The organism is Citrobacter sp. wls706 (genome assembly GCF_005281305.1).
Lineage (GTDB): Bacteria > Pseudomonadota > Gammaproteobacteria > Enterobacterales > Enterobacteriaceae > Citrobacter > Citrobacter werkmanii.
The window spans coordinates 357,863-373,558 of sequence record NZ_SZXG01000032.1 but is presented as its reverse complement, the minus strand read 5'-3'; the positions used below and the strand labels follow the sequence as shown (position 1 = coordinate 373,558).

Sequence of the window (15,696 nt, the reverse complement as noted above, 5' to 3'; positions counted from 1 at the left end):
AGTTTGATTAACAGTGGGTGTGAAATACCAGCGCCGAGGGTTCGTTACGCGATATGATTTGGCATCCGGTTTCTGGCTGCTATGATAAAGCGTCTGAAAATGTTGCGAGGTATTGTTTTGAGTGCAGGACGCCTGAAGAAAAATGGCCTGAGTGTCGCGATGCTGCTGTGTGTCGGTCTGCTGTTATCTGGCTGTTCCGGGAGTAAGTCGTCTGACGCAGGAAGTTATTCCGGCTCCGTATATACCGTGAAGCGGGGAGATACGTTATACCGTATTTCACGCGCCACCGGCACCAGCGTGAAAGAGATCGCTCGCCTGAATAACATTTCCCCACCCTATACCATTGAAGTGGGGCAAAAGCTAAAGGTCAGCGGCGGTGCGAAATCCACTTCTTCCTCTGGTAAAACAAGCTCGAAATCCTCTACCAAAACGGCGGCAGTCAGACCGTCTTCTTCCGTGCCGCAATCGTCCTGGCCGCCGGTAGGACAACGCTGCTGGCAGTGGCCCGCCAGCGGTAAGGTGATTCTGCCTTATTCTACGGCGGACGGCGGTAACAAGGGCATTGATATCTCAGCTGCGCGCGGTACGCCGATTTATGCGGCCGGAGCGGGGAAGGTGGTCTATGTCGGCAATCAACTGCGGGGCTATGGCAACCTCATCATGATTAAGCACAGTGAGGACTACATCACTGCCTATGCGCATAATGACACCATGCTGGTGAACAACGGTCAAAACGTGAAAGCCGGGCAGAAGATCGCCACGATGGGCAGCACGGATGCGACGACGGTGCGTCTGCATTTCCAGATCCGTTATCGCGCAACGGCTATCGATCCGCTGCGTTATTTAACGCCGCAGGGCAGTAAGCCAAAATGCTGACGGTGAATTAATCGCCAGTCAGTCGGTTAGTCCCTTGCCAAGAAGAGCGTAAGGTTTATAATCCCTTACGCACTTCAATGCGGGCGTAGTTCAATGGTAGAACGAGAGCTTCCCAAGCTCTATACGAGGGTTCGATTCCCTTCGCCCGCTCCAAAGTCACTTCCCTTGATGTTTCCACCTGGTCTGCCTGATTCCCACCTTCGACAATTCGTTTTCTTAATGAAATCAATGCGTTGACTTCCTCTGCTGATGCTGTGGGAGAGTTCTCATCGGTCATACATTGGTCGCCCAACGGTGAGTCACAACTGAGTAAACTTGTTGATCCAGGGGCTGCTATTTTCGCCCGACCACAGATGTAATATCAGCTGGCGGAATTTTTCCGCCGCAGGACTAAGGGTTGTTTCACTGCGTTTTACAAGGCCAAGCGTACGGCGTATGACGGGTTCTATCAGTGGACGACTAACAAGGACGTGATGTTCATCGGCCGGCATCGCCAGACTGGGAACGACAGACACACCAAGACCCGCTTCCACCATCCCAAGTGACGTTGAAAGATGACGCACTTCATAAAACCAGTTAGGTTTCCAGGCCATTTTCTCGAAAGCCTGATCGATCAGCGATCGGTTTCCGCTGGAGCGTCTTACCCCAATCAGCTTCATTCCGGCCAGATCGTCCCATGTTACCAGCGATTTATTCGCCAGCTCATTGTCGCGTCGGCATGCCAGAACGAAGGGTTCGTTCACCAGCGGCGCAAAATCGATATTTGGATGTGTGACGTTTATCATATTTATACCGAAATCTGCGTCGCCATTTAAAACTGCTTCCAGGCAATCGCTGGCGCTGTGCTCCAGTATGCGGATTCGGATGTTTGGGTAGTCATTGTTGTAATCTCGTATCACTGAAGGCAGAAAATAGAACGCGGCAGTAGGGATACAGGAAACCGTAATAACACCAGCCTGATGTGTCGCCATCTCTTTAATACTGAGGATGGAGCTTTCATAAAAATCTATTAAATTCTTAGCCTTAGGTAAAAATTCTCTTCCTACTGCCGTGAGCTTAACGCTGCGCGTAGAACGTTCAAACAGCGCGGTTCCCAGGCTATCTTCCAGTTTCTGAATTCTGCGTGTTAAAGCAGGTTGTGAAATGTGAAAAAATTGAGATGCTTTTGTAAAGCAGCCGATTTCTGCAATTTTTACAAACGCTTGTATCCCCTGAAGTTCATGCGGCATAGCTGTATCCCATTCTCGCTTTTATATAACCACCATAACGCACGGGCTATTAATGTGCAAAACGTATTAATCCTGCTTTTTTTGGCATTAGAGTTATCAACCGGAGTGTGAAAACCTTATAGCGTTCCAGACAAAAGCGAAGTGAGATAAACACATGTTAAAGATCCCTTGCGTATTAATGCGTGGCGGTACGTCAAAAGGGCCGGTGATTCTGGCCAGCGACCTGCCTGTGGAAACAGAAGCGCGCGACGCAGTTTTACTCAGTTTGATGGGGGCAGGCCATGAACTCGAAATTGACGGTATTGGCGGTGGAAGCCCGCAAACCAGTAAGGTGGCGATAGTCAGCACTTCAGAAAGCCCTGACGCGGATGTGGATTACCTGTTCGCGCAGGTGATGGTGAACGAACGTCGCGTCGATACCACACCTAACTGCGGCAACATGCTCTGTGCGGTTGGTCCCTTTGCCATTGAAAAGGGGCTGGTGAAGGCGCAAAGCCCGGTAACGACGGTGCGGATCCGCAATCTCAATACCGGAACGCTGGTCGATGCAGAAGTGCAAACGCCTGATTATCGGGTGGTGTATGAAGGCGATACCCAAATTGATGGTGTCCCGGGGACCGCCGCACCCATTGGCTTAACTTTCCTGAACTCTGCGGGTTCTAAAACGGGGAAATTGTTGCCGACGGACAGTGCGACAAACGTCTTCGACGGTATTGAAGTCACCTGTATAGATATGGCGATGCCGATGGTATTGATTGACGCTTCAGCGCTGGGGAAAACAGGAGGGGAATCTCCTGCCGAATTAGATGGCGATAAGGCATTTAAAGAAAAGCTGGAGAGTCTGCGTCGTCAGGCTGGTGCAGCTATGGGCTTAGGGGATGTAGCAAACAAGGTGATCCCTAAACCGGTTCTTCTCAGCCCGGCGCGTAACGGCGGAACGATTCAGGTACGGTATTTCATGCCGCACACATGCCATAAATCACTGGCGATTACCGGATCGATTGGTATTTCGACCGCAACGCTGATTGAAGGATCCGTCGCGGCAAAAATTGTCGCCGATCGTCCAAAGGGGCTCTTCACAAATATCATCGATATTGAACACCCAAGTGGAAAAATATCTGTGTCCTTGTTGAAGGAAGGTAACAATATCGAAAAAACCCGTGCCGCTGTCATACGTACTTCACGCAAGTTATTTGAGGGTGCCGTATGTGTACCGGAAAAAATGCTCACTGAAGTTGAGTAAATAAAATCTAAATAAAAAACATCTGCCTTAAAAAATTACACTCTGTACCCTAACAATAATACCGAGGTTATTATGGCGTTAACTCATGCTAACAATACCCTGAAAGCTTCAGATTCTGTAAAAGCCGATGCGCATATTCGCGTGATTCTGGCCCTGGCATTATCCGGGCTTGCAGAGCTTGCTTCTCTGTTTTTTATTCAGCCACTGCTTCCGACACTTGCTGTGGAATATAATGTTCCTGTCAGCCAGGTGAGTATTATCTTATCAGCAGAAACGGCCTTGCTGGCGATTGGATTGCTGTTTACCGGGACGTTATCCGATCATTATGGCAGAAAACGGTTAATTATTGTTTCCCTCCTGTTAGGCGGTATTCTTACGCTGCTCTGCCCGCTGATGGAATCCTGGGCGATGCTGGTGGCGCTACGTGCGGTAATTGGTCTGGCGCTGAGCGGCATCGCTGCGGCAGCCACCGCCTACATCAGTGAAGAAGTCGCCCCGGTGGCGGCAGGTATTGTAACGGGATATTTTGTCTTCGGTAATTCGATGGGCGGCATGTCCGGTCGTATTGTTGCCAGCCAACTTATTGATCACGTTTCAATAAATGCCATCTTTTACGGTTTTGCGACCAGCTTGATTGTGGTTGCCATTCTGGTTAAGTTTTTACTGCCTGAATCTAAAAACTTCACCCCAACGCAAAACCTTAACGTTACGCGTATGGTGAAAGGGGCTGCATCGCATTTCAAAAACAAAAATCTGGCGCTGGCTTTTGTCATCAGCTTCATTATTTTCGGCGCATTTACCTCGCTTTATAACTATCTGGCCTTCTTCCTGAAAGGGGAGCCGTTCCATATTTCACCGGCAAATGCAGGTCTGCTCTCCTTTAGCTTCGCCCTGAGTTTCTTTACGGCTCCGCAGGCTGGTCGTTTAAGTGCGAAATATGGCGCGATGAAAGTATTGCGCGTGCTATTCCTGATCATGGCCTTAGGCATGCTGCTGACGCTGACGTCGAATGTCATCGCCTTTATTGCTGGCGCGGTGATTTTTACCGGCTGTTTCTTCGGCTGTCACTCTATTGGTTTGAGCTGGGTAAGTAAAAATGCAACGCATGCAAGAGGCCAGGCCGTTGCACTCTATTTATTCTTCTACTACATGGGCGGTTCGGTGATTGGTTTTATCAACGGTTTTGTTTTCCATTCACTGGGCTGGGTGGGGATGACCGGGTTGATTCTGGTATTGCTTGGCGTTGGCGTTGTCGTGGCAACGTATCTGGCAGCCGGTACAAAACCGGTACTGGTGCCCGCCCAGTCCGCAGAATAAAAAGTTTGGCAATTTGTTTACGCCTCAGGGCGTAAACAAAAATAGGCATGTATATCAATCGGGTGTCATCATGAAATTAGCAAGTTATATTCATCAGGGCCGTAAAAGCTACGGGATTTATACAAAGTTCGGCGTTATAGATTTGGGTAATAAAATCGGCCATCAATATGCGACGTTGAAAGACCTTCTTCAATGGGATGCCGTTGACGTCGCAAGGCAATACAACGATTGCCCTGTGGATATTACGCTTGAAGATATTACCTTTTTGCCCGTTATCGAAGAGCCAGGAAAAATTTTCTGCGTTGGGATGAATTACGCTGAAAAAAGAAAAGAGTTTGCCGAGACGAATAATGCCCCGACGCTGTTTATCCGTTTTCCTGATTCGCAAACAGGTCATGCCCAACCTGTGCTTAAACCTGAGTTGTCGAGAGAATTCGATTATGAGGGCGAGCTGGCCGTCATCATTGGTAAACCGGGCTCCCGAATTGATGTAAATAACGCGCTCGATCATGTCGCGGGATACAGTTGCTATATGGATGGCTCCGTTCGTGACTGGCAGCACGCGTGGTTTACCGCTGGTAAAAACTGGAAGCAAACCGGCGCTTTCGGCCCCTATATGACTACAGCGGATGAGATACCCGATCCTCATGCGTTGACCATCCATACCTGGCTGAATGGCATGCTGGTTCAGAACGACTCCACTGGTAGCATGATCCACAAAGTTGCAGATCTTATCGCCTATATCAGCACATTCACCTCCCTCAGCGCCGGTGACGTCATTATTACGGGTTCGCCTGGCGGCGTCGGTAAAAAACGCAATCCTCCGTTATTTATGCATGATGGCGATCGGGTTGAAGTTGAAATCGAAAATATTGGTCGTCTGATTAATACCATTGTGGAAGCCCAACCGCAGCAAGAAGCGTTGCTTGTTTAGACGGTCAGGAGAGAGACGATGTACACCGCCAGAACGCCAGAATTTGAGATTATAAATGCCGGTAACGCTCAGGCCAGAGAGGAAGTTGCCCGCTTCCTGGCACGCAACGGTTTAGGCATTGATGACGATATCTCGCAATTTATTGTTGCACTCTACCAGCGTCAGATTATTGCCTGCACCGGTATTGCGGGTAACACCTTAAAATGCATTGCAGTGGATTCCGGGTGGCGTGGCTCGTCGTTAATCCTGACGTTAATTCATGAGGCCGAACTTCTGGCGGCACAAAATGGCGAACATCAGCTCTTTCTTTTTACCTGTCCGGATAATGTGAAGTCGTTTCGCGGATGCGGATTCTATCCGCTTGTCACCGTCGATAATTGTGCGGCATTAATGGAGAATACGCCGGTCGGTATTCATCGTTACTGCAGCCAGTTGCGTAATCATCATTTCGTGCCGGGAAAAAATATAGGCGCGATCGTGATGAACGCGAATCCATTCACGCTAGGCCATCAATATCTTATCGAGCATGCGGCAAGCCAGTGCGATTGGCTCCATGTTTTCGTGGTTCAGGAAGATGTCTCCGCTTTTTCGTTTAAAGAACGTTTTGCGATGGTCAGGGACGGATCGCGGCATCTTAAAAATGTCACTGTTCATCCGGGGTCTGCATATATTATTTCGCGCGGGACATTCCCAGGCTATTTCCTGAAAGATAAGCAGGTGATAGATAAAGCCTACGCGGCAATTGATCTTATGCTGTTCAGAAATTACATCGCACCTGCGCTGAATATCACTCATCGTTTTGTGGGGACGGAACCATTCTGTCAGCTAACCGCAGAATATAACCGGGCGATGCATCACTGGCTGGAAAACGCAACGAGCACAGCGGCCTGTATCCGCGTACACGAAATAGAAAGAAGAACGGACGGTAATGATGTGCCGGTCTCTGCTTCAGCCGTTCGTCGTTTATTAAAAGAAAACCAAATTGCTGCCGCTAGTCGTATGGTGCCTGCCACCACGCGCGCGTTTCTGAATAACGAGGGGCAACATCAGCCTCGTTTATCCGAATCGTTGTCGGCAGCGGTTTAACCGCATTATCACAGGAAAACTGATATGAAAATTGTACAAGCCGCGATGGCGGGAACGCTGGAGTCCAGTGACCTTATGGTAAAGGTCAGCCCCGTCGAGAGCGGGCTGGATGTGGTCATCCACAGCGAAGTGTATAAGCAGTTCGGCGACCGAATTACCGAAGTGGTGAATGAAACCCTGGCTGCGTTCAACATCGATCAAGGGCAGATCATTATTGATGATAAAGGCGCGCTGGATTGCGTGATCCGTGCCCGTTTACAGGCTGCTCTGCTCAGAGGTTCGGCTCGGGAAGATATTGCATGGGAAAAGTTATAATGAAAAAGTTACGCCGCAGTATGTTATTTATTCCCGGTTCAAGTGCCGCCATGCTTTCTACGGCATATATTTATAAACCGGACTCCATTATGTTTGATCTGGAAGATGCCGTAGCGCTAAAAGAAAAAGACAGCGCTCGCCTTCTGGTATTTCATGCCCTGCAAAACCCGATGTACAAAGATATTGAAACCGTTGTCAGAATTAATCCGCTGAATACACCTTTTGGATTAAAAGATCTGGAAGCCGCCGTCAGGGCGGGCGTTGATGTTATTCGTTTACCGAAAACCGACTCTCCGGAAGATATCCATCAGCTTGAACGCGAAATTGTTCGCATTGAAGAAAATTGCGGACGTCCTGTTGGCTCAACGAAATTAATGGCAGCGATCGAATCTGCCGTTGGCGTTATTAATGCCGTTGCCATTGCGAAATCGTCCGACCGTTTAATGGGGATTGCGCTGGCCGCCTTTGACTATGTGATGGATATGCAAACTGAGCGAGGCGACGGGACAGAACTGTTCTACGCCCGCTGTGCCGTATTACATGCCGCACGCGGGGCGGGTATTGACGCTTTCGATGTGGTGTACGCCGATGTGAATGATGAGGCCGGTTTCCTGAAGGAAGTGGATCTGATTCGACGGATGGGCTTCAACGGAAAATCGCTGATTAATCCGCGACAAATTGAAATTCTGCATAACGCTTACGCGCCAACCCAGGAAGAAGTGGATTACGCACAACGCGTGATTGCAGCTGCAGAGGAAGGGGAGCGCAACGGACTCGGGGTGATTTCGCTGAACGGCAAAATGATTGATGCGCCGATTATCAACCATGCCCGCGTGGTTATCGAACGCAAAAATGCTTCCGGCATTCGTCAGTAATTCCCCATTGCAAGCGACAGGATGAATAATGAAAAACCTAACAGAAACTCTGCATCACATTCCAGACTCCCGTCGTGAGTACGTCGCATTCAGCGGCGCGAACGCAACGACGCCTTATCTTGCTGATAATCAACAAAAATACCAGCGCAAACTTTTTGCCAGCGTGGACGATGTTCTGGCCCGCTGCGATCTGCATGACGGTATGACAGTTTCCTTTCACCACGCCTTCCGCGAAGGGGATAAGGTCATCAATTACGTGCTGGATAAGCTGGCTCAGCGCGGCCTGAAAGGGATCACGCTCGCGTCCAGCTCGTTAATGTCGTGCAATACTCCGCTTATTGAACACATTCGCAATGGCGTGATCGGCAAAATCTACACCTCCGGTATGCGTGGTGATCTGGCGGATGCAATTTCGCACGGCCTGATGGACGAGCCGGTACAAATCCATTCGCACGGCGGGCGGGTGAATTTGATTCAGAAGGGCGAAATTGCCATTGACGTCGCGTTTCTGGCGGTTTCCTGCTGCGATGAATATGGCAATGCCAGCGGCAACGGCGGCAAATCGCAGTGCGGCTCCCTCGGTTACGCCATGGTCGACGCAAAATATGCCAAAAAAGTGGTGTTGCTCACCGAAACCCTGAAGCCTTTCCCCAACTTGCCGGCCAGTATCGTTCAGGATCAGGTTGACTATATTGTGCAGATTGAGAGCGTCGGCGACCCGGCAAAAATCAGCGTAGGCGCCGCCAGGGTCACCAGTAATCCACGTGAGCTGATGATTGCCCGCTCTGCTGCCGACGTGATCGAACACTCAGGTTATTTCCGCAACGGTTTTTCCATCCAGACCGGTTCAGGTGCGGCGTCAACGGCGTGTACGCGTTTTATGGAAACCCGAATGCGCAAGCACAATATTGTTGCCCGGTTCGCACTGGGCGGAATCACCGGCAGCATTGTCGATCTGCATCAGAAAGGGTTAATTGAAAAGATCCTTGATACGCAAAGCTTTGACGGTGCGGCGGCAGCCTCCATGGCGGTCAACCCTGACCATGTGGAAATCTCCACTAACGTCTATGCGAACCCGGCTGCAAAAGCCGCCTGCTGTGACAGAGTGGATGTGGTCATCCTCAGCGCACTGGAAGTAGACACCCAGTTTAACGTCAATGTCCTGACCGGCTCCGACGGCGTAATGCGCGGCGCGTCGGGCGGACACTGCGATGTCGCGGCAGCGGCAAATCTCACTATTGTCGTTGCCCCGCTGATCCGCAGCCGCATTCCTACCGTCGTCAGACAAGTCACTACGCTGGTAACGCCGGGTGAAAGTATTGACGTTCTGGTTACCGATCACGGTATTGCCGTTAATCCGGCGCGCCCGGAAATCCGCGAACGTTTGATCAACGCCGGACTGCCTATCGTCGACATTGAAGCCTTGTATCAACAGGCACTGCTGATCTCGGGCAAGCCTAAGCCGGTTGAATTTACTGACCGAATTGTCGGTGTGGTGCGCTACCGCGACGGCAGTGTGATTGATGTGGTTCGCCAGGTGAAGGAGTAATTCCCATGACGGATAAAGCCTCGAACGCGAATGTTTCTCTGGAACAGGTTCTGGCTTCCCGGGAGCAACGAGCCCGTCGGCAGCAGGCGTGGCTGTTTCAGTCGGATCATACCGTGGTTTCCGTCACGCTGGTCTGGCCGGGCGAGGTGAAGGATACCGCGCTGGCCAGACGCGTGATGGCTGTCGCGAATCAGGCTCTCGGAGAGCTGTTCCACACGCATCAGTGGAAGGTTTGTCGGCATCAGGTGTTACACCCGGTCACCGGGCCGGAAGCGCTCTGGTCGGTCGCGGCTCCCGCGTGGATGATAAAACACGTCACGGCGCATCTGGAAGATAACCATCCTTTGGGACGTCTGTGGGATATCGACGTGTTTTGTCCGAAAAAGGGGCTGCTGAAAAGAAATGCCATCCAGCAGCCGATGCGTAGATGCTTTATCTGTCATGAACCTGCTCATGTTTGTTCCCGTTCGCGATGTCATTCGCAGGCCGAGCTAACGCGCGTGATCGAGGAGTTAACCGATGACTACTTCGCTTGCCAGATTTAACGAACCAGACGTTCAGCGCTCCTTTGCTGAGCTGGCTGTCGAGGCCCTGTACCGGGAAATTAATTTAACCCCGAAACCGGGTCTGGTGGATCGCGTAAACAGCGGGGCGCACAGCGATATGAATTTCGCACTGTTCATAACCAGTATCGCGGCGATTGCCCCCTGGCTGTCACTATTTTTCAACACAGGCAGAGAGACTGCTTATCTTGCTGGCCCACAAACTCTACGGGCGCTAAGGCCGACTGGCCTGGCCTGTGAGCAGGCGATGTTTACCGCCACCGGCGGGGTGAACACCCATAAAGGGGGGATTTTCTCGCTGGGGCTGCTGTGTGCTGCGGCGGGACGTCTTACTCAAAGGCATGAAGCGCTCACGCAACGCAGCCTGTGTCATGAGACCAGCCTTATCTGTACCGGCATTGTTGAGCAGGAATTGGAAAATAGCGGTGTCGCAAAAACGAAGGGAGAGCAGCAGTTTCAGGCATATGGGTTCACTGGGGCAAGAGGGGAAGCCGCCAGTGGTTTCATCACTGTACGCCTGTCAGGTCTTCCGCATCTGCAAACCGCGTTACATCAGGGAGAATCCGAAGAGGTGGCGTTACTGAGGATGTTGCTGGGCCTGATGGCGGCAAATCCGGATACCAATCTGGTTTCTCGGGGAGGAACCGCAGGGCTGAATTACGCCAGACGCTACGCCAGACGATTATTAAAAATACAGCGTCTCACGGCGGATAAATTAGTGAGGGCGTTATTCAGAATGGATGCGGAATTTATCAAACGGAATTTAAGCCCTGGCGGTAGCGCAGATCTTATCGCCGTTGGATGGTTATTGTCGCAATTTCCCGCCGAATAAGCGCGAATAGCGTAACAGGAAAACGTCATGATTGAACAACGCCTGCAGCAACTCAGTAACGTTTATACCCTTATGCTGGTGCCGGGTCTGAGAGACAGCGATGAATATCACTGGCAAAGCTGCTGGGGGCGACGTTTTCCTTTCTGGAGGCGGATTCAGCAAAAAAACTGGCTAGAGCCTGATATTGAAAACTGGGTTTCCGCCATCACCCGCGAGCTGGCGCTTTCCCCGCTGCCTGCCATTCTCGTCGGTCATAGTTTTGGCGCGCTGGCGTCGTGCAGATTACTGCAAACGCGACGGGTAAACGTCGCCGGTGTCGTTATGGTCGCACCGGCGGAACCCGCGTTTTTCGGCCTTGAAGAGGCTATTCAGCCAGCGGCTTTACCCGTTCCCTGCCTGATGTTTGCCAGCAGAAATGATCCCCTGATGCCTTTTTCGCGCGCCCAGTTCTGGGCGGCTTGCTGGGAGGGGCATTTAATCGATATCGGGGAGGCGGGACATATTAATGCCGAGTCTGGCTTTGGCGACTGGCCGTACGGACTCGAACGCTTAACAGAATTTTGTGAACAACTTTAGTTTTAACAGGAGAACCTATGTTAGATGATTATAATCAGCACCTGCATGCGCGTGCTGAATCGGGTATTCCGGCGAAACCCTTAACAGCGCAACAAACTGATGTACTGATTCAGCGTTTAATCAATGATGCACCCGCACATCATCCGGAATTAATTCATTTATTGACCCATAGCGTACCACCGGGTGTCGATCCTGCGGCAAAGTTAAAAGCCGAGTTTTTATTTAAGGTGGCGATGCAGGAATACCGTGTTGACGGGCTTACTCCCGAAGCAGCAACGGCGCTGCTGGGCTCCATGCAGGGCGGCTATAACGTCCAGCCACTGATCGATCTTCTTGAGCATCCTGATCTGGCACCGCTGGCCGCGCAGCAGCTTTCTTCTACGATCCTGATCTTCGAAAAATTCAGCCTGGTTGAGGCCAAAGCACTGAGCGGTAACGTCCAGGCACAAGAGGTACTGCAGTCCTGGGCTGATGCCGAATGGTTTACCCGCCGTCCGGCCATGGCTGAAAAAATCACCCTGAAGGTGTTTAAGGTTTCCGGTGAGACCAATACCGACGATTTGTCTCCTGCGCCGGAGGCGTGGTCACGCCCGGATATTCCGCTGCACGCGCTCTCCATGCTCAGTAACGTCAGGGAAGGGATTGCACCTGATGAACCCGGCGTGCGTGGTCCTGTCCGTCAGTTGGCAGCGCTAAAAGAGGGCGGTTGGCCGCTGGTGTATGTGGGTGACGTCGTGGGGACCGGATCATCACGTAAATCCGCCACTAACTCCATCCTGTGGCACATCGGGAACGATATTCCGTACGTGCCGAATAAACGTAACGGCGGGTTTGTGTTTGGCGGCAAGATTGCCCCTATTTTCTTTAACACCCTGGAAGATTCCGGTGCCCTGCCGATAGAGATGGATGTCTCTGCGCTGACGACCGGGATGCTGATCGATCTTTACCCCTACAAGGGCGAAATTCGTGAAACAGAAAGCCAGCGGCTGGTGACAACCTTTACCCTGAAAACCGAGGTGCTGCTGGACGAAGTGCGCGCCGGTGGGCGCATCCCACTCATTATCGGACGCAGCCTGACGGCGAAAGCGCGTGAATCGCTGAAGCTGGCGCCTTCCGAGGTATTCCGCAAGCCCGCGTTAGTTGCGCCTTCCGCGAAAGGTTTTACGCTTGCACAAAAAATGGTGGGTAAAGCCTGCGGCGTCGCGGGGATCCGACCTGGACAGTATTGCGAGCCGAAGATCGCGACCGTGGGTTCTCAGGACACTACCGGTGGGATGACGCGTGACGAGCTAACCGACCTGGCGTGTCTCACGTTTTCAGCCGATCTGGTGATGCAGTCGTTCTGCCACACCTCTGCATATCCTAAGCCTGTAGATGTTCTACTCCATGAAACCCTGCCGCAGTTTATCACCAGCCGTAACGGGGTTGCGCTGAAACCGGGCGACGGCATTATCCACTCATGGCTTAACCGCATGCTGCTGCCGGACACGGTTGGTACAGGCGCTGACTCCCATACTCGCTTCCCGCTGGGGATCTCCTTCCCTGGTGGTTCCGGGCTGGTGGCGTTCGCTGCCGCGACGGGCATTATGCCGCTGGATATGCCTGAATCTGTACTGGTGCGCTTTAAGGGCGAGATGCAGAAAGGGATCACCCTGCGCGATCTGGTGCATGCCATTCCGCTGTATGCCAAAAAGCAGGGGCTGTTAACGGTCGAGAAAAAGAATAAGCACAATATTTTCTCGGGCCGGATCCTCGAAATTGAAGGGCTGGAAATGTTGAGTGCAGAGCAGGCGTTTGAACTGGCTGATGCCTCTGCCGAGCGCTCCGCTGCGGCCTGCGTTATGCGTCTGGCGGAAGACAATGTCGCGCAATATTTGCGCTCCAATGCGGCCCTGCTGCGCTGGATGGTTAAGCAGGGTTATGAGAACGCCGCCACGCTTGAACGCCGTATTGCTGAGATGGAGGCATGGCTGGCTAGCCCGTCGCTGCTTTCTGCCGATCCTGACGCGGAATATGCTGCTGTCATTGATATTGATCTTAATGAAATCACCGAACCGGTCGTCTGTGCCCCGAACGATCCGGACGATGCCCGGTTACTTACTGAGGTTGCCAGCATGCCCATTGAAGAGGTCTTCATTGGTTCCTGCATGACAAACATTGGTCATTTCCGCGCTGCGGGTAAAATCATGGCCGGTGGCCGCGAAAACCAGGCGCGCTTGTGGCTGGCGCCGCCGACTAAAATGGATGCCCAACAGCTCTCCCGTGAAGGCTATTTTAGTCAGTTTATTAAATCAGGGGCGAGAATCGAGCCAGCGGGCTGTTCCCTGTGCATGGGGAACCAGGCGAGGGTGCGCGAAGGGAGTAACGTGGTATCGACCTCTACGCGAAATTTCCCGAATCGTCTGGGAACGAATACTAAAGTATTTCTTGCCTCCGCAGAATTAAGCACCGTCGCGGCCATGTTGGGTAAAATGCCCACCGTTGAAGAATATTTTAGCTATACCGATAAGCTTCATGACGTACATGAGGATATCTATCGCTATCTCAGTTTTGATATTTTAAGTGAATATCAAATCACGGAAAACGATAATATCAAAATTGTGAATCTGTAATATTTATTATTTGTTTGATAAATGTATTTAGTGTGCGGAGGCTCCTCCCCGGAGCGGCCTCTGTTATTCAGGGACCCTTTTCTCATGGGTGAGATATGCTTAAATCGAATATTTTAAAAACAATACTGCTTGCCGTGATAATATTATTATCAATATTTATCCCTCCGCCTGATGGATTAACCAAAGAGGCGTGGATACTGGCAGGAATATATTTATCCGCTATCGTTGGGCTGGTTATTAAACCCTATCCTGAACCCGTCATTATGCTGGTTGCGGTTGCGTTAACCTGTTTTACCGTGACAAAATTCCCGGATTCACCCGTCAAATCACTGGATGTGCTGAGCGGGTACGCGTCAGGCACCACCTGGCTGGTGTTTAGCGCCTTTACACTGAGTGCTGCATTTGTCACTACCGGCCTCGGGAAACGGCTTGCCTACTGGTTTATCCTTAAATTTGGCAGTACGACGCTGAGACTGGGGTATGTTACCGCCTTGCTGGATTTGGTGTTGGCACCTGCGACGCCCTCAAATACCGCGCGGGCAGGTGGGGTGGTTTTCCCTATTATTAACAGTATCGCGACAGTATTGGGCTCAACGCCAAAAGAGTCACCCAGCAAAGCTGGCCGTTATTTAATGGTCAACGTCTATATGGTCACGAAAACGACCAGCTATATGTTTTTAACGGGCTTTGCCGGTAACGCGTTAGCGCTACAGCTCATTTCAGATATTTTCCATATTCGTATTAGCTGGATCGGCTGGATGCTGGCGGCAGCACCGTTGGGGTTATTGATGCTATGTATCATTCCCTATATCTGCTACCGGGTTGCTTCCCCGGAAATTAAAAAAATTGATAATGTCGCTATTGCGACCAACGGACTTCAAAGTCTTGGGGCAATGAGCCTCAAAGAGAAAGGGCTGGTGGTCATTTTTGTCGCTGCATTATTGGGTTGGATCTTCTCACGTAAACTCGGACTCAATGAATCTGCGGTCGCCATTATCGCAATGGGTGCGGCACTGCTGTTTAATATTATTGGCTGGAGTGATGTCCAGAAAAATAAAGGCGGCTGGAATACCCTGATGTGGTACGGGGGCATCATTGGTCTGAGCGCCACCCTGAGCAAGGAGGGATTTTTCCGCTGGCTGGCCGATTTCATGTCAGCGCATCTGGATTTTCTCAGTGCCGGGAATATGACTATTGTGATTATTGTGTTTCTTAGCGTGCTGGTGCGCTATTTCTTTGCTTCCGGCGGGGCATACGTCGCAGCAATGGTGCCGGTCTTTGCCACTGTAGGTCTGGTTACCGGAACGGCACCTGTTTTGCTGGCGCTTGCCATCCTATTTTCCAACTCCTACGGCGGTTGCATCACTCACTATGGTGGCGCGGCGGGGCCGATTATCTTTGCCGCAGGGTATAATGACATTAAGTCGTGGTGGACAATCGGTACTATCGTGGCATTGAGCACGTTTGTGATTCACATGCTCGTCGGTATTCCCTGGTGGGGGTTCTTGATCCAGCACGGTATGCTGCAGTCTTAATCGCCCGGTGGCGGCTACGCCTGATCTTGCCTGAAATGGCTAAAACCGTAGGTCGGGTCAAGCGTAGCCGCCGCCCGACCACATTACTATTGCGACGGGTTCGTAAACAATAAATTATGTGGCATGCTCTAAGTCCTTCGCCCACTTCAGATTT

Annotated in this window: 14 protein-coding genes and 1 tRNA gene; 14 read left to right on the top strand and 1 reads right to left on the bottom strand. The window is 51.4% G+C overall.

Translation table 11 applies throughout. The features are described from left to right. Positions 1 to 117 precede the first annotated feature (117 nt). Both actS and FDW92_RS15010 read left to right on the top strand, forming a co-directional pair. On the top strand, positions 118 to 876 hold the full coding sequence (gene actS / locus FDW92_RS15015; protein WP_042311163.1) for an amidase activator ActS: 759 nt from the start codon (positions 118 to 120) through the stop codon (positions 874 to 876). A 79-nt stretch (positions 877 to 955) separates the two neighbouring features. Next, positions 956 to 1,029, top strand: a tRNA-Gly gene (locus FDW92_RS15010). Between the two features lie 146 nt (positions 1,030 to 1,175). On the opposite strand, the gene FDW92_RS15005 is transcribed toward FDW92_RS15010, so the two are convergent. Continuing rightward, entirely contained in the window at positions 1,176 to 2,105 is a 930-nt protein-coding gene (locus tag FDW92_RS15005; protein WP_042310864.1) for a LysR family transcriptional regulator, read from the bottom strand. Positions 2,106 to 2,259: 154 nt separating this feature from the next. Between FDW92_RS15005 and FDW92_RS15000 the strand changes: the two genes are divergently transcribed. From FDW92_RS15000 to FDW92_RS14945, 12 genes are all read left to right on the top strand, one after another. After that, complete coding sequence (locus FDW92_RS15000) at positions 2,260 to 3,348, top strand: 4-oxalomesaconate tautomerase (protein ID WP_042310862.1); 1,089 nt, start codon at positions 2,260 to 2,262, stop codon at positions 3,346 to 3,348. Between the two features lie 72 nt (positions 3,349 to 3,420). Continuing rightward, positions 3,421 to 4,665, top strand: a complete 1,245-nt coding sequence (locus FDW92_RS14995) for an MFS transporter (protein ID WP_042310859.1) — start codon at positions 3,421 to 3,423, stop codon at positions 4,663 to 4,665. A gap of 70 nt (positions 4,666 to 4,735) precedes the next feature. Further along, positions 4,736 to 5,599 carry a fumarylacetoacetate hydrolase family protein gene (locus tag FDW92_RS14990; RefSeq protein WP_042310857.1) on the top strand — a complete coding sequence of 288 codons (864 nt, stop codon included), beginning with the start codon at positions 4,736 to 4,738 and terminating at the stop codon, positions 5,597 to 5,599. A gap of 18 nt (positions 5,600 to 5,617) precedes the next feature. Then, positions 5,618 to 6,685 carry a [citrate (pro-3S)-lyase] ligase gene (gene citC / locus FDW92_RS14985; RefSeq protein WP_042310855.1) on the top strand — a complete coding sequence of 356 codons (1,068 nt, stop codon included), beginning with the start codon at positions 5,618 to 5,620 and terminating at the stop codon, positions 6,683 to 6,685. A gap of 24 nt (positions 6,686 to 6,709) precedes the next feature. Further along, positions 6,710 to 7,000 carry a citrate lyase acyl carrier protein gene (gene citD / locus FDW92_RS14980; protein WP_042310853.1) on the top strand — a complete coding sequence of 97 codons (291 nt, stop codon included), beginning with the start codon at positions 6,710 to 6,712 and terminating at the stop codon, positions 6,998 to 7,000. Then, complete coding sequence (citE, locus tag FDW92_RS14975) at positions 7,000 to 7,875, top strand: citrate (pro-3S)-lyase subunit beta (protein WP_038633430.1); 876 nt, start codon at positions 7,000 to 7,002, stop codon at positions 7,873 to 7,875. The genes citD and citE overlap by 1 nt, the downstream gene beginning before the upstream one ends. 28 nt (positions 7,876 to 7,903) lie before the next feature. Then, a complete protein-coding gene (gene citF / locus FDW92_RS14970; RefSeq protein WP_042310851.1) occupies positions 7,904 to 9,424 on the top strand; it encodes a citrate lyase subunit alpha in 1,521 nt (506 codons plus the stop codon). Between the two features lie 5 nt (positions 9,425 to 9,429). Then, positions 9,430 to 9,969 (top strand): citrate lyase holo-[acyl-carrier protein] synthase, encoded by a 540-nt coding sequence (gene citX / locus FDW92_RS14965; protein ID WP_042310850.1) that lies wholly within the window; start codon positions 9,430 to 9,432, stop codon positions 9,967 to 9,969. Continuing rightward, the gene (citG, locus tag FDW92_RS14960; protein ID WP_042310848.1) at positions 9,944 to 10,819 is read left to right on the top strand and encodes a triphosphoribosyl-dephospho-CoA synthase CitG; all 876 of its coding nucleotides are present in this window, start codon (positions 9,944 to 9,946) and stop codon (positions 10,817 to 10,819) included. The genes citX and citG overlap by 26 nt, the downstream gene beginning before the upstream one ends. A gap of 27 nt (positions 10,820 to 10,846) precedes the next feature. Next, entirely contained in the window at positions 10,847 to 11,395 is a 549-nt protein-coding gene (locus tag FDW92_RS14955; RefSeq protein WP_042310846.1) for an alpha/beta hydrolase, read from the top strand. 17 nt (positions 11,396 to 11,412) lie between these two features. After that, positions 11,413 to 14,007: a bifunctional aconitate hydratase 2/2-methylisocitrate dehydratase gene (gene acnB, locus FDW92_RS14950; RefSeq protein ID WP_042310845.1), complete on the top strand. Its 2,595-nt coding sequence runs from the start codon at positions 11,413 to 11,415 to the stop codon at positions 14,005 to 14,007. Positions 14,008 to 14,102: 95 nt separating this feature from the next. Next, positions 14,103 to 15,542 carry an anion permease gene (locus tag FDW92_RS14945; RefSeq protein ID WP_042310843.1) on the top strand — a complete coding sequence of 480 codons (1,440 nt, stop codon included), beginning with the start codon at positions 14,103 to 14,105 and terminating at the stop codon, positions 15,540 to 15,542. Positions 15,543 to 15,696 lie beyond the last annotated feature (154 nt).

Excerpts from the sequence above, each read along its gene's own strand:
- FDW92_RS15005 (WP_042310864.1), bottom strand. The coding sequence starts at position 2,105 with ATGCCGCATGAACTTCAGGGGATACAAGCGTTTGTAAAAATTGCAGAA.
- FDW92_RS15000 (WP_042310862.1), top strand. The coding sequence starts at position 2,260 with ATGTTAAAGATCCCTTGCGTATTAATGCGTGGCGGTACGTCAAAAGGG.
- FDW92_RS14995 (WP_042310859.1), top strand. The coding sequence starts at position 3,421 with ATGGCGTTAACTCATGCTAACAATACCCTGAAAGCTTCAGATTCTGTA.
- FDW92_RS14990 (WP_042310857.1), top strand. The coding sequence starts at position 4,736 with ATGAAATTAGCAAGTTATATTCATCAGGGCCGTAAAAGCTACGGGATT.
- citC (WP_042310855.1), top strand. The coding sequence starts at position 5,618 with ATGTACACCGCCAGAACGCCAGAATTTGAGATTATAAATGCCGGTAAC.
- citD (WP_042310853.1), top strand. The coding sequence starts at position 6,710 with ATGAAAATTGTACAAGCCGCGATGGCGGGAACGCTGGAGTCCAGTGAC.
- citE (WP_038633430.1), top strand. The coding sequence starts at position 7,000 with ATGAAAAAGTTACGCCGCAGTATGTTATTTATTCCCGGTTCAAGTGCC.
- citF (WP_042310851.1), top strand. The coding sequence starts at position 7,904 with ATGAAAAACCTAACAGAAACTCTGCATCACATTCCAGACTCCCGTCGT.
- citX (WP_042310850.1), top strand. The coding sequence starts at position 9,430 with ATGACGGATAAAGCCTCGAACGCGAATGTTTCTCTGGAACAGGTTCTG.
- citG (WP_042310848.1), top strand. The coding sequence starts at position 9,944 with ATGACTACTTCGCTTGCCAGATTTAACGAACCAGACGTTCAGCGCTCC.
- FDW92_RS14955 (WP_042310846.1), top strand. The coding sequence starts at position 10,847 with ATGATTGAACAACGCCTGCAGCAACTCAGTAACGTTTATACCCTTATG.
- acnB (WP_042310845.1), top strand. The coding sequence starts at position 11,413 with ATGTTAGATGATTATAATCAGCACCTGCATGCGCGTGCTGAATCGGGT.
- FDW92_RS14945 (WP_042310843.1), top strand. The coding sequence starts at position 14,103 with ATGCTTAAATCGAATATTTTAAAAACAATACTGCTTGCCGTGATAATA.